Source organism: Paenibacillus sacheonensis (genome assembly GCF_009909195.1).
Taxonomy (GTDB): Bacteria; Bacillota; Bacilli; order Paenibacillales; family Paenibacillaceae; genus Paenibacillus_Z; species Paenibacillus_Z sacheonensis.
Map to the genome: position 1 here is coordinate 74550 of NZ_JAAAMU010000022.1, position 14310 is coordinate 88859.

8 protein-coding genes are annotated in these 14310 nt (G+C 55.4%); 3 read left to right on the top strand and 5 right to left on the bottom strand.

Annotation, left to right across the window (positions count from 1 at the left end; all coding sequences use genetic code 11):
- Nucleotides 1-311: 311 nt before the first annotated feature.
- Together GT003_RS27640 and GT003_RS32725 are read left to right on the top strand one after the other, a co-directional pair.
- Entirely contained in the window at nucleotides 312-1031 is a 720-nt protein-coding gene (locus GT003_RS27640; RefSeq protein WP_161704101.1) for a collagen-like protein, read from the top strand.
- A gap of 479 nt (nucleotides 1032-1510) precedes the next feature.
- Nucleotides 1511-5461 (top strand): fibronectin type III domain-containing protein, encoded by a 3951-nt coding sequence (locus GT003_RS32725; protein WP_239566140.1) that lies wholly within the window; start codon nucleotides 1511-1513, stop codon nucleotides 5459-5461.
- 197 nt (nucleotides 5462-5658) lie between these two features.
- Here the strand turns inward: GT003_RS32725 and GT003_RS27655 are convergent, their stop codons facing one another.
- Together GT003_RS27655 and GT003_RS27660 are read right to left on the bottom strand one after the other, a co-directional pair.
- On the bottom strand, nucleotides 5659-6174 hold the full coding sequence (locus tag GT003_RS27655) for a DinB family protein (protein WP_161704103.1): 516 nt from the start codon (nucleotides 6172-6174) through the stop codon (nucleotides 5659-5661).
- Nucleotides 6175-6235: 61 nt separating this feature from the next.
- Nucleotides 6236-7405 (bottom strand): cytochrome P450, encoded by a 1170-nt coding sequence (locus GT003_RS27660; RefSeq protein ID WP_161704163.1) that lies wholly within the window; start codon nucleotides 7403-7405, stop codon nucleotides 6236-6238.
- Nucleotides 7406-7799: 394 nt separating this feature from the next.
- Between GT003_RS27660 and GT003_RS27665 the strand changes: the two genes are divergently transcribed.
- The gene (locus tag GT003_RS27665) at nucleotides 7800-8003 is read left to right on the top strand and encodes a hypothetical protein (protein ID WP_161704105.1); all 204 of its coding nucleotides are present in this window, start codon (nucleotides 7800-7802) and stop codon (nucleotides 8001-8003) included.
- A 298-nt stretch (nucleotides 8004-8301) separates the two neighbouring features.
- Here GT003_RS27665 and GT003_RS27670 read toward each other — a convergent pair whose 3' ends face one another.
- From GT003_RS27670 to GT003_RS27680, 3 genes are all read right to left on the bottom strand, one after another.
- Nucleotides 8302-11109: an S-layer homology domain-containing protein gene (locus GT003_RS27670; protein ID WP_161704107.1), complete on the bottom strand. Its 2808-nt coding sequence runs from the start codon at nucleotides 11107-11109 to the stop codon at nucleotides 8302-8304.
- A gap of 167 nt (nucleotides 11110-11276) precedes the next feature.
- The gene (locus GT003_RS27675) at nucleotides 11277-13367 is read right to left on the bottom strand and encodes a hypothetical protein (RefSeq protein ID WP_161704109.1); all 2091 of its coding nucleotides are present in this window, start codon (nucleotides 13365-13367) and stop codon (nucleotides 11277-11279) included.
- Between the two features lie 33 nt (nucleotides 13368-13400).
- Nucleotides 13401-14309: a carbohydrate ABC transporter permease gene (locus GT003_RS27680; protein WP_161704111.1), complete on the bottom strand. Its 909-nt coding sequence runs from the start codon at nucleotides 14307-14309 to the stop codon at nucleotides 13401-13403.
- Between the last annotated feature and the right edge of the window lies 1 nt (nucleotide 14310).

The window sequence follows — 14310 nt, forward strand, 5'->3', positions numbered from 1 at the left end:
TTTTCAATGGCCTCATTGTCTTACGCATACGTCAATTCGAATTTTTCGGCTTCATTCCTCTTCATCAATTCTGTTGAATCGGCAGAAAATACGCGCATCGATTCTTTCAATCGAGCAACTACTAACCTATCAGTCTATTTATTTTTCGTAGATTTGAGTGGATGTTTTTCCATGAAACTAAGCTATTGTCCTTACGCGGCAGCCTCTTTTTCCAAAAATAGATGAGTGTCTCCTAGACCAATAGGTTATCGTACATCCCTTTCCAATGCGATTGACGTACGATGATTTGTAACTAATTAGGAGGTGCTCAATTGAATTGTTCAAAAAAAAGATGTCATAAAAAGATTGTTGTCGTATGTAAACCCAAGAAAAAAAGAAAGAATATTATCATTAAAAAGAAAATCGTTAAAGTAGCATGCCCAGCCCCTAACGTAAACGTAACACCGGTGCCAGGCCCTCAAGGCCCTCAAGGTCCACTAGGTCCCCAAGGTCCTCAAGGAGCCCAGGGGCTGCAAGGTCCACTTGGTCCCCAAGGCCCTCAAGGTATACAAGGCGCGACCGGTCCTCAAGGCCCCGCTGGCGGCATGGCCGACTTTGCCTTTTTTTGCAGCACCGTAGAACAAAACGTGACGGCCGCCCCGGTTCCGGGAGGGCAAGGAGGAGCCGTTACTTTCAATGATTCGCTGATTAACGCGACAGCGGTAACGTTTGCTCCGCCGTCCAACATTATTATCAACGAGACCGGTACTTACAATATAAGCTGGGAAGTGTTTCCTACGGCCGGGGATAGCGCTTTCGGGTTGTTTTTCGACCCTGCCGGACCCGCTCCGGCCACGCTCGTTCCTTGCAGTAATTACGGTTCCGGCGCTGGAAATAATCCTTACCAAGGCCAGGTAATCGCGAACTTGTCAGCCGGAGGCATTCTGACGTTGAACAGAATCGATAACATGGGGACGCAAGTTTTGCAAAACGCTATCGGCGGTGGCACGCCGACTGTTAGCGCTTCTGTCGTCATCGAAAAATTAGCGTAGAAAAACTTGATCCAGCGTCCGCGCGTTCTTAAGCGTCACGATTCGGGAAGCAGTCGCTCTCGCTAAGCAGAATGAAGCTCGCAGCCGTATTTGCAAAACGAATGAACGAATAAGCCAGTCAGATCGACTTTGATCTGATTGGCTTTTTTCGTAACTTCGGCTAAGACTACGGCTCTCTTAACATCCTCACGGCAGACCAAGTAAAATTCGAATTTTCCTCTCTCGGCGGTATCGAGCTTCTCTAATAAACCTTCTAGGAATATAGGCTTTCTTGTTGAATACTATAGATCTGGAGTTCTTCCTTCCTCTCGGTGTTTGGCGGCAGTCCTTAACACGTTGAGATTTGGGGGCACTCCTTTTTTTCAACTTTCGATTACGTTAATACGGAGGTGAGGAGCGCAAAAACGGTTTTGCTTGCAATCGAAGCCGAGCTTAAGTCATCGGAACGATGAATTCAAACATGAGGAGGTATTGATTTTATGGTTATCGCAAGCAATCGCACCCATTTCGCTTATAGGGCAGCGGCATTAACGATTTTTCTTTTAGCGGCGACTTACCTCTTATTCTCGCAATCGGCGTCAGCCAACAACACGACCTATTACGTCAACAATAAATCAGGCTCGAACTGCAGCGACTCCGGATCGGGCACTTCGACCGGACAACCTTTCTGTTCGTTTACTCCGATCAACAATATCGGAACGTTCGGCCAAGGCGACCAAATCCTGCTCGCCCGGGGAGCGACATGGAATCAGCAGATGGTCGTGCAAGGAACGGGCGCATCGAACAACTGGATTAAAATCGGCGCCTACGGATCCGGCGCGAGGCCGATCATTTCCCGTAACGGAAGCGAATCCGACCGGGCGATCCGGGTGACGAACCCGGATTATTGGAAATTCGAGGATCTCGAGCTCAGCAACGCGGGGACGGGACTTCTGATCGGCTATACGACTTCCGGCCATCAAGGACTCGAATTCCGAAACATCTACGTTCACCACATCAAAGGAATCCATCAAGGATCGGGAAGCGGAATCGACAATAGCGGCGGCGACTATATTTGGAACTCCGCGGGCATCGAGATCACGCTTAAGCACGGATACGCGGAATTTCCGTGGAACAACACCGTAATCAATAATATTTTATTCGATTACATTCAGGGCGACAATAACCTGGACTCGATATCCATCGACTTTTACGGCGGCGGTTATACTTACGTAACGTCTGACGTCCAGCGCCATGATGCCGCGACCAACGTCGTCATGAACCATCTTGACCTCCGGGATAACGACCAAGGCGGCGGGATGACGGGATGCGACGACTCCCTCGCTCTTAAAGGGGTTTACGGCTTTACGATCATGAACTCCATCTTGGATGAAGGGGGCAAGTGTCCTTCGGCCACGGGTACGGCTTCCGTCATCATGATTTTCACCAAGGACGGCAACTTTTACAACAATCAATTCTCGAACGTACCGAATACCGGCTCGCCGGACCAAGTCGCGGTCGATTACGAGCACAGCAACGTAAACATCAACATGAACAATAACTATTTCGGCAATCACACGGGCGCAGGGCCATCCATTCTCGCTTTTCTTTCCACAATCGGGGGCTCCATCGCGAATCACTTGGACAATTTGCATATCGACGGCAACGTCATGGTGGATAACGGCGCTTCCATTCGCAACGCGGGCAGCGGGGTAACGCCGAACGGGCGGATCGGGGATAATCTCTATTCGGATTCCACGTTCCTGTTGACCGAAAGCGGCAGCAGCTATGGCGGAATGACCGTTACGAACAACAAGTTCATTTCCAAATTCAACATCTATCCTTCGATCATCCAATTCGGCGGCACTCAGGGCGCCAATAACTGGTCCTACCAATCGTATAACGGCTCTTCCTGGTCGAACCTCTCATATTACGACACGACGGCCAAAGCTTGGCAGACCAATTCTTCGACGGCCGTTCCGAACGTCAAGCAGTTCGAACAGACGCCGGGCGCAAGCGGTAAAATCGCCCGCGCATGGACGGCTTCCGCTTCGGGCTCGATCAGCATCCGCGGACGTTTAATGAAATCGGATTATTCCGGCGGAGACGGCATCGTCGCGCGCATTACGAAGAACGGCACGCGCATCTGGCCTTCCGGCGGCGATCAATCGATTTCCTATAATGACAAGAACGGCGTCGAGCAAGTGCTGGACAACGTTTCCGTCGCATCTGGCGACGTGATCCGTTTCGAGGTCGACGGGGCGGCCAACAACACGGCGGATATGGTCAGCTGGGCTCCGGCCGTTGCCTATACTTCGTTCGGTGGTATCGCCGGAGCGCCTACGGGCCTGACGGCGAGCGCCGGCAATGCGCAAATCAATCTGAGCTGGACGGCAAGCGCCGGCGCGGCGAGCTACACGGTCAAGCGCGGAACGTCTCCCGGAATCTACGGTACTACGGTGGCGACTGGCGTAACATCCACGAGCTACACGGATACGGGCCTTATGAACGGGACGACTTACTATTACGTCGTAACAGCCGTAAATAGCAGCGGGGAAAGCGGTAATTCCTCCCCGGCGTCGGCTGCTCCGTCATCCACCGCGTCTTCTTACGCCGTCGAATGGAATTTCGATACGGCCAGCAACTTCGAAGGCTGGAGTCTCGCTAACGACGTATCGGGCTCTGTATCGGGCGGTGCATTCCACGTCAATCAGATCGGCGGCGATCCTTACGTGATATCGCCGAACAATCTCGGCGTCTCGGCCAGCAACGGCCACATTTACCTTAGAATGCAGAACAATTCGAACGCGACATGGGGAGAAATCTTCTTCACGACGACGGGCGATCCGAATTTCTCGCAAGGAAAATCGCGTACGTATACAATTTCCGCCTATAGCGGTTACACCGTATACGACGTTGATATGAGCGCCGTATCGGGCTGGACGGGCACGATTAAGCAAATCCGTCTCGATATCGCCGGAAACGCGGACAGCATCGATTACGATTATGTGAGGATGGGAGGATCGGGCGGCGATGGCGGCAGCGCTCCGAGCGCTCCGACGGGCTTATCGGCAACGCCGGGAAACGCGCAAGTTTCATTGAGTTGGACGTCAAGTTCCGGCGCTGCAAGCTATAACATTAAAAGAGGAACGACTCTCGGCACTTACGGGACGACCGTCGCTACCGGCGTCACTTCAACGAGTTATACGAATACGGGATTAACGAACGGAACGACCTATTATTACGTCGTCACAGCAGTCAACGGCAGCGGAGAAAGCGGTAATTCCGGCAATGCTTCGGCAACGCCGACTTCCGGAAGCAGCTATGCCGTTGAATGGAACTTCGACGGATCGGGTCTGGAGGGCTGGAGCCTTGCCCACGACGTGTCCGGTTCGGTATCCTCGGGCTCGTTCCACATCACGATGACGGGCGCGGATCCTTACGTCATTTCCCCGGATAGCCTCGGGGTGCCGGCCAGCAACGGTCACGTCTATATCCGGATGCAGAACAATACGAGCTGCGCTTATGGCGAGCTGTTCTTCGTCACGAACGGCGATACGAGCTATAGCGCAGGCAAAGCGCTCGTGTTCCCGATCAACGCCAACAGCGGCTATACGGTGTACGATGTGGATATGAGCGGTGTATCCGGTTGGTCCGGCACGATCAAGCAGCTCCGCCTCGACATCGTAGGCAACTCCGGCACGGTCGACGTGGACTACGTCAAAATGGGAGGCTCGGGCGGAGGCGGCAGCGTGCCAAGCGCTCCGACGGGTCTTTCGGCAGCAGCCGGCAATGCTCAAGTAACGTTAAGCTGGGCGGCAAGCGCCGGCGCAACCAGCTATACGATCAAACGGGGAACGACATCCGGAACGTACGGCACGACGGTGGCCACGGGAGTGACGTCCACAAGCTACACGAACACGGGCCTGACGAACGGGACGACCTATTATTATGTGATAACGGCGGTCAATAGCTACGGCGAGAGCGGCAATTCCGGCGGAGCATCCGCCTCGCCGACTTCCGGCAGCAGCTATGCGGCGGAGTGGAACTTCAACGTGACGAGCGATTCGGAAGGCTGGACGAACGGAACGGACGCTTCGACGACCGTATCGAGCGGCTCCTTGCATATCACGTCGACCGGAACGGATCCCGGCGTCTATTCCGCGAATAATTTGGGGATTGCCGCCAGCGGCAACGGGCATGTCTATGTCCGAATGAAGAATGCTTCGAGCGCCGCGGGATGCCAATTGTACTTCATCACGAACTCGGACACGAGTTGGGGCGAGAATAAGGTTCTTAACCTCGGCGTAACGGCGAACAGCGATTATACCGTATACGATTTCAATATGACGGGCGTCGCCAATTGGAACGGGACGATCAAGCAATTCCGTTTCGATCCGGGTAATGCTACGGGGACATACGATGTCGATTACATTCGCGTAGGCCCTTGATCTGCCAAGCTTTCCGATGCATCATAAGGACTGCCCTGAATGCACTTAACCTGGACACCATACGGCACCATACCTTAAAGCTCTTTCATCTATTCAAAAGCAAAAGCCACTCCTCGGAGTGGCTTTCTTCTTTCTTTGACCGGTTGAGAGCTGTTGTATGAAGAAAATACTGAAAAAGTATAGAGTGAAAAATCCGGTTAACGAATACCTGCCTCTGCCAGTTTCTCGTCCAGCTTCGCCTTCTGACGCAAATGATGCCTGCTGTGCATGCCGACCATCTCAAACCAATCACGGGCTTTGAGCCAGCCAAACCAGCCATGGCGCACCTTGCAAGCCGGATTCGCTTCATCTACATAGCCCGCCCAGTAAGCCAACTTCTCAAGCACCTGCTCCAGGCCGGCTATGATTTCATCCTTAGTTTCGGGGTTTCGGGTCTCGTTGACCGGTTGGTCAAGTTTCACGCGGATATTGGGCCACTCTCTTGCGGCAAGCGCCTTCGTTCCGTCCTCCGTCTTGCCTTCAGGTACTTCGTGCGTTCCCTTGGCGCATGTTTCAGCATGTCCGATGTACTCTTTCGCCACTTCGATCACGTGGATATACATTTGCCCGACCGACCACACGTCTTCATTGCATTTATAACGCAATTGCTCGATTGAATATCTGTCTAGATTCCGTATGTATTGCTCGATAATAGCCGAAGAATCGTTTAACACCCAATTTCGCTCCCCGCTAATTTCAATTCATTACATTTAGCTTAACGAATGCTTCCTTTCGTCAGGATCGTCGAACGAATGAGATGGGATACTCTTTAACGCCGAAGACGAACGAGCTTCGAATCGGCACCAAGTCGCTTCCTTCTGACAGCCGGATATGATCGAACCTCTCCGTCAGCATTTGGAGCGCGATCTTGCCCTCCAATCGAGCGAGCGGCGCACCCAGGCAGAAATGAATCCCGAAGCCGAAGGACATATGTGGATTTGGCGTTCGGCGAGGATCGAAACGATCGGGTGCGGCAAAGACCGATTCGTCACGGTTCGCCGCTCCCACCCAAGCAATAATCTGGTCGCCCGTAATGAATCGCTGCGAGCCGACCTCGACTTCCATAGTCGCGGTCCTTCCTATCGCAATAATCGGCGGGTAATACCGAAGCGTCTCTTCAATGAAGCCGGGGATTGATTCTGGACTCCGGTTCAGCTCGTCCTGCAACTGGGGCTGCTCGCACAGAACGCGCATTCCATTCGCAATCAGATTGGTCGTCGTTTCGTTGCCGGCGGCCAGCAGCAGCACGCAAAAACTGATGACATCCTGTTCCGTCAGCTGCTCCCCGTCAATTTTGGCAGCGAGCAAGGCAGAGATCAGATCATCCTTCGGCATTCTAGAGCGGACCCGAATCAGCTGCCCGAAATATTGGGCGAGCTCCTGCACCGCCTCCGAACGCTTCCGCATGATCGCCTCGTATGCTTCGGCAGACTCGTCCTCGGCGCTTTCGACGAGAATGTCGGACCAGCGTTTGAAATGAGCCCGGTCCTCTGCCGGCGTTCCGAGCAGCTCGGCGATGACGATGACCGGCAGCGGAGTGGCGAAATCGCCCACCAGATTCATTGCCGCTCCGTCCACGCCATCCAGCAGATCCGCGGAAATCTCTTCAATACGCGGCCCCAGCCCCTGAATCGCTTTTGGCGTAAACGCCTTGTTGACGAGATCGCGCAGCTGCTTATGCTTCGGCGGATCGATGAACAGCAGATTTTGGCCTCCCGCGGCTCCTCTAACGGACGAAAATGTTTTGGGATCCTTCAGGATGCGCTGGACATCTCCATACGAGAAGACGTCCCAGCAATTTCGAACGCTATCGTACCGGACAGGGGTCTGCTGTCTTAGCTCCGACAATAGGCCGAAAGGAAACAATCGCTTCCCGATCGTGTTAAGTTCCGGCATGATCAGCATGTTTGCATATTTCTCGTTATTCAAGATGCATCCTCCTTCGCTTCACTATCGTTACCATACTCGTTTCGACTACAGTCAGGTCTCGCTTCATATAATCGTAGCGCAATCGAGTAGCATCGGCGACTGGCTTAAGATCGATTTACTGTTTTAAGTTTCCTTCGTCATGGTATTATGATGCAGGTGAAAGCGTTGTTTGCCGTTTCCAGTCACAAAGCTCGATTCATAAGACTCTCACGTCAGACAAGTGTCTCTAGGCACCTGTTAACACGCCTATATTTTTTAAAATTTTTGTTTAAAAAGGACTTCATTCCTATTCATTCGCGACCGATATAAAGGATAACGATTCATTCGCGCGACTATAGTCATGAAATATCAGGAAAGAAGGGTTACCTTTATGAGAATCATTCATCGCAAACCGATCGACGCCCCTTTGTTTAAAGCAGGTATTAGGACTCACTCTTCGTTTTTCGCCGCAACGGCAACCATCGAGAACGGATCGACAAGGCGCAGAGGGAAATTCACGACCGGCTTGATTAATGGTTCGCTTTTGGTCGCACCATTCTGGCTTTTGGTCGCTTGGTTGATTTTTCACAACTAAGCCGACATTCCCCGATAGCGATAAGCTTGGGCTGCCAGACCCATCCATCGGATGCCTCAGCATGTTGCGGATGCCTCGCCACGGGCGGCGTCTCCTGTGAATACCTATCGGCGAGTAACCGCTGGGGCCAAACTCAACTAAATAATAACCTCCAACTCCGTTCTGATGAATGGAGTTTTTTTCGTCTTGTTTTAGCCTCTCCCGCTTTCTTTACTAGACGTACGCGCCATCGCCGGCGCAACGCATGACAGCGGGCTGGCGAAAAAGAGCCGCCTCCTTGTCGGATGCGGCTCCTGGATCATTTTGGGTTAAAATCGTAATAAAATTTCGGCCGTTCGCCCAACAGCACCTTGTAGATCTCGTCGTTCGTCTGCATGACGCCGGTCAGGAACGGCTTGTACGGCCGGTCGGCGACGTTCAGGACGCCGGAATTGTAATGTTCCGCCCAATCGCCGATGCCCTGCCAATACCGGCCCGTCGCGGCTTGATCGACGTAATTGAACCAGTGCGCGCCGACCACGTATCCGAGGCTCGCCACGCCTTCCACGTAATTGCGATAACGCATGCCCCGCTCGAACTGGTTCGCGGCCGCGTTCGGCAGCAGCGGCGCCAGCCCCTGCTCCCCGGTGCCGTAGCCGAATTCGCTGATCAGAACCGGTTTGCCGCCGGACTTCGCGTGGACCTCGTTCAGCAGGTCGGTTTCGATTTTGTAGGAGTAGTAGTTGATGCTGATCGCGTCCGAATACTTGCCTTCCACCTCCGCCAGCACGTCGCGGAACTTCGCATTGTGGAACGACGTCGTGATCCACCGGTCCCCGAGCAGGAGATGATGCGGATCGTACTTGCGGTAGACGCGCGAGACCGTGCCGTAGAACGTGTCGAGGTAGAACCGGAAGAACTGGTCCATGTCCTTCCAGGACGCCGACGTCGAGACCGGAAGCGCCGCGTCCCGCAGCTCCGCGAACGATTTGAAGCTCGTGCCCCAACTCGCGTTGAACGCATCGATCTTCTGATACTTGTCCTGGAGCAGCTTGACGAGGCGGGCTTTGATCGCCGCCGAGCCCTTCAGCTTCGGCACGACGTCGTAAAACTTGTGATAATCGTACTCGTTGCCCATGAAATATCCGATCAGCATCGGATCGTTCTTGTTCGGCGCGACCGCCTTCGCGAACGCCTGGTCGATCTTCGTCTCGGCGCCGGGCGCGAAGATGTCGAAGATCGAGATGCCGCCGAGCTTGGCCCAATCCATGTCGAGCGGGAGCATCCGCACGTAAGGGAAGCCGTTCGCCTTGGCGTACTGCTCTGGCGAGTAGCCGCCGGCGCTGTTGAAGCCCCAGTGGCGCAGCCGCTGAACCGCTTCCGCGTAGAAGGCCGCGTCGGTCGGAAACGCGCCTGTTTTCCGGTACTTGTTCGCCATGTAGAACGAGAAGCTGCCGGAATCGGACGGCACGAACGCCGGGCGGTACGCGCCGTCGTAAAGCGGCAGCCATTCGAATTGCTCCTCGCGGCCCGCGACCTTCGTGTACGTCTCGTTCGTTTGAATGCCGTTCATGCCGAGGCTGAAGAAGACGTCGCCGGTAGGCGTCGTCATCACCGTGCGGCCGCCGGCCTGCCGGATCGCGAAATATCCGGTGCCTTTGAGGCCGTACTTGGCCGCGCTTCCTGCCAGGCCGCCGTAACGGTCCAAGCCGGCCGGAGCTTGCAGGCCGCCGTAGTAGGCGGCGTCCGCGGACGCATCCGCCTTCAGCGCCTGGTCGCTCGTCACCTTCTCCGGGAAATTCGCCGCGGCTACCTGCCCGAACGCGTCGACCGCGAAATCGGTTCGGCCGTTCAGCTTGTACGTCCTGACGGGACTCGGCACCTTGCCGTCCTTGACCGCGTACGCGTCCAGAACGGCATAGTCCGTCAGCCGGACCGGACCGGTATAAGGCTTATACGGCGAAGCGCCGTTCAGCCGATAATAAATCGGCGCGCCTTGCGAGAGCGTGGACAACTCGACCTGCAGCCCGTCCGCTCCGCGGGAGGTCTTGGCTGACACCGTCGCCGTGGCGCGGTTGATCAGCACCTTGGCGAGCTGCGGCGACCAGGCTTTGGCGGCGCCCCGAAGCTCGACTTTCAGATAGCGCGTCTTCGCCGGCAGCGCGAACGATTCTTCGGCGTATTGCTGCCAGCTGCCCGACGAGACGCCGACCGGGAACGACGAGGCGGCGACTTCCTTGTAGGTCTTGCCGTCCGCCGACGCGAAGTACCGGTTCTTCTCCAGGGCGATGCCGGTGAAGTAGTAGCTGGACGTCTGGAAGGACGTCATGTCGTAGCCGGTATGATACACGACGCTCCCCGGCGCAGTCGTCGAGCGCGTCGCGCGTTTCCCGTCGCCGCCGAAGTATTCGGGGCTGTTCGCAGCCACATAGACATTCGATCGGTCGTGCAGCTGCTTCAAATCGTCGAGCGGATCGTTCAGGCCGGCTTTCGCCAAACTCCCGGGAATGTCCTTCATCGCCAGGTCGATCAGCGCTGCCGCCTCCTGGCGGTTCATGGCTGCCTGCGGGCGGTACGTCCAGGTCCCTGTGCTCTGCGCGGCGTCCACGCCGTGCCAGCCGTTGGCGATCGCGGCGCCGACGCCCTCCGCCGCCCAGGCGTCCGGCTTGTCGCTCACGGCGGGCGCGGCCGAGAGCTTCAAGCCGAGCTTCTTGGCGTAGCGCCATACCATCGCGGCGGCTTCCTCGCGCTTCACCGGCTGGTTCGGCGAGAATGCCGAGGCGGACGTGCCCTTCACGATGCCTGCCTTGTAAGCGGCGCGCACGTACGGCGCGGCCCAATGGCCGGCGAGGTCCTTGAACGGCAGCGAGCCGCCGGAATCCTGCAGCCGGAACGCTTCCGCGGCCAGCTTGGCGAACTGCCCCCGGGTCAACGTGCTTTCCGGGGCGAACTGGCCGGGCGCGACGCCGTCGACGACGCCGAGCGCCGTCAATTCGTCGATGTACGCATAGTACGGACTCTCTTCGGACACGTCCTTGAACGCGGACGCGTCCGCACGGGAAGCAGCTCCGGACAACCCGGCGAGCGCGAGAAGCGACGCCGTGGCTAAGATCATGTTCTTGTTCATGTCGTCTCCTTTCGAGCTGGATAACCGTTCCAATTCATAACGTTCGCAGCCGCCGAAAGGTTTCGGTCGTTTGCAAGGTTAAGGTTTGCTCATGATAGAAGCCGATCATGCCCTTTCCGGCTTGATCGGCTTTGTAGTCATGCGATTGCGGCATCCTGCCCAGAACGTTATCCTCCGTTCTCGTGAATCGCATCTAGGCCCGCATTGACGGTTTTCATGATTTGGACCATGTCCGTATAAGGCTGATCCTGCTGATTGACGAGACCGAGATTGAAATTTTCGTTGTCTCTCCGCCCGGTAACGGCTTGATCGTAATACGAAAACCAGCCCGAACCGACGAATAACGGATTGGCCGCCTGGCCTTCCACGAAGGCTTCGAACGCGCTCCCTCGCTCCTTGGTTCCGGACACGCTGGTCGAACCGTTGACCGGAGACAGGCCGTGCTGCGACGAACTGAACGTAAATTCCAAGTTGAGCAGCGGTTTGTTGAACGATGCATACCTGGCGATCCAGCTTGGATCGTTCGAATAGTTGTCGACGGAGAACGCATCCACGACGCCCATCGCCGCGGAATCCCAGTCGAGGCTGGTCCTCCAGGTCGGTACGATCGAGGAGCCCAGAAACAGATGGTTGGGATCGTACTTTTTAATAATCCGTTTCACCGTCGAGAAGTACGTGCTGGAAGCGAGCCGGATGTAGTCCGACACGATCTCGGCCGGTACGTTCGCGATGTCGATGGACGTCGCCTTCAAGTCGTCGAACGATTCGACGCTCGTTCCGAGTATCCCGTTGACGGCGATAATGTCCTGATTGTACTTGGCGGCGACTTGGTCGACGAATGCTTGTTTCGCCGCGGAGTCCGCTCCATAGGTCAAGACGGTCTTGACGATATCGGCGTTCCAGCCCGCTTCGTTGTCGTACGTATAACCGATCAGCCACCGGTCGTTTCTCACTTCTTTCAGCCGCGGCGCGATCGCTGCTTCGATGATAGACGGCGCTTGCGGGTCGAACACGTCATAGGTCCATTGAATGCGCTTTAGATCCATCGGATCCTGAAGCAGCTCGAGATACGGAAAATCGCGGATGAATCTCGGTTTGCTCCACTTGCTGAAGGCATTGAATCCCCAATCGATCAGCCGTTTTTTCGTGATGCTCTCCCACTTCGCCTCGAAGTTGCTGCCGTATTTTTTCATGATGTTCGCGACGAGGAAGCTGACTCTTTCCCCATTGATATCGCTGGCATAGGCCGGAGCATACGCGGCGGGATCGGGAAGCTCCTGGAATACGTTTCTTGGCGTGCCGTCCGCTTTTTTATACGGCGTCCCGTAGCCCCACTCCCAAATGCTTGCGGCATCGACGCCTTTCAGGAAAAATTTGTACCCGTCCGGCGTAATGAACCACCATTTTCCGTCGATTTGCTGCAGCCTGAAATAACCGGTTTCTTTGTAATGCCCGCCGTTCTTGATCCCGCCGTACGGGTCGTACTTCGACTTGTTCAACTTTACGTCCTGCAGCGCTCCGGCTTCCGCCGCGTATTCCTGCCGCAGCTGATTGTCGGACGCGACCTTGCCGTCCCACGTTTCGTAGACCCATTGTCCGTACTTATCCGCCATCAGGGCATCCTTCTTCAACTCGAGTTGCATTTGCTCGACCGTATAGGCTGCGCTTTGTACCGTCCCCTCTTCTCCCGTTCCCTTATAAATTCGAACTTCCGTCAACGGGATATGCTGATAGGCATGCGCGCGCTTCATGTCGATGACGATAAACCGGGCTGTCTTGTTGTCCATCGGCAGATTGACCGAGTTGTTCAGAGAGGTTCCGCTCGCCACGTACTTGCCGGCGATATAATAATAATCCATCGTCGCTTCGCTGCGGTACTTGACCGTCAGTTCTTTGAATCCCCAATAACTGTTCGGCGCGTTCAAGACGACGTTGATGGCATCGATGGGGTAATCCTTCAGCAAGTCGATGACGACTTGAACGGTTCCGGCGGCAGTCGCGCTTCCCATCCACCCGGCGTAGGTGGTCGTCAATCCGTCCATGATGACGCCGTTCTCCGAAGATACGAGTCCGGCGGCTCCATTATCCGGGAGTTGCCCCGCATTGGGAGCAAGGCTGTAGTAGTAGTTGCCTGTTTTCAGCGGCACGCTTTCCGCATGCGCATGTTCCCGGTGTACCGCAATGGCCGGCATCAACAAGACGAGCGCCATGATCAAGCTTCCAATCCAACCCGCTTTCCGTTTCTTCCTGTCTCGCATCGCTGTCTCCCCCTTAGAGGTTGTCGTTCCTTTCTATCCTTTGACCGCTCCGATCGTCATGTCTTTAATGAAATACCGCTGCAAGAATGGGTACAGGAAGATGATCGGTCCGATCGTAATGACGACCGACGACAGCTGTACGCCCGTCGCGGAGACAGGCGTGTTCGCGTTCGTGTTCAGGTAGTCCAGATTCTGCGAATTGGAAATGATTCTGCGGAGCATCATCTGCAGCGGATGGCGGTGCGGGTCGTCGATGAACATCAGCGCGTTAAACCAGTCATTCCAGTACGTAAGCGCATAGAACAGCGCGATCGTGGCAATCACGGGCATCGAGATCGGCCATATGATTCGGAAAAAAATGCGGAGCTCGTGCGCCCCGTCCACCGTCGCCGCTTCATTCAGTTCAAAAGGCAGCGTGCGGAAGTACGAGGTCATGAGGAACGAATTGAACGCGGAGAACAGCAACGGCAGCAGCATGGCGAGCAGCGAATCCCGAAGGTCCAGCCAGTTGGAGATGAGCAGGTAATAACCCACCAGCCCCGGAGGGAACAGCATCGTGAAATAAATGTAGAAGGACAGCACATAACGGTATTTGACGTGCGGATGGGCGGCCGCGTAAGCGAACATGGACGTAAGGAGCACGGCCCCGGCGGTACCGGCGACGGTAATGAAAACGGATACAAAACCGCTTTCGTAAACTTGGCTGCCCTGCAGCAGGAACCGGTACGCATCGAGCGAGAACTCCGTCGGGAACATGCGGAACCCTTGAACGATTTGGCTTTCCGCCGTAAACGAACCGATATAGACCAGCCAGAACGGAATGAAACAGAACAAGGCAAACGCGCCGACAAAAACATAAGCGGCCGCCGAAACGGCAAGCTGGGACCTATCCCTCAGCTTCGGCGGCTTGATCGGCTTCAAATGCGTTGAATTCTCCGCCATA

What these genes read in the sequence shown, in the direction of transcription:
- GT003_RS27675 (WP_161704109.1), bottom strand. Translation starts at nt 13,367, where the DNA reads ATGCGAGACAGGAAGAAACGGAAAGCGGGTTGGATTGGAAGCTTGATC.
- GT003_RS27665 (WP_161704105.1), top strand. Translation starts at nt 7,800, where the DNA reads ATGAGAATCATTCATCGCAAACCGATCGACGCCCCTTTGTTTAAAGCA.
- GT003_RS27680 (WP_161704111.1), bottom strand. Translation starts at nt 14,309, where the DNA reads ATGGCGGAGAATTCAACGCATTTGAAGCCGATCAAGCCGCCGAAGCTG.
- GT003_RS32725 (WP_239566140.1), top strand. Translation starts at nt 1,511, where the DNA reads ATGGTTATCGCAAGCAATCGCACCCATTTCGCTTATAGGGCAGCGGCA.
- GT003_RS27660 (WP_161704163.1), bottom strand. Translation starts at nt 7,405, where the DNA reads ATGCTGATCATGCCGGAACTTAACACGATCGGGAAGCGATTGTTTCCT.
- GT003_RS27670 (WP_161704107.1), bottom strand. Translation starts at nt 11,109, where the DNA reads ATGAACAAGAACATGATCTTAGCCACGGCGTCGCTTCTCGCGCTCGCC.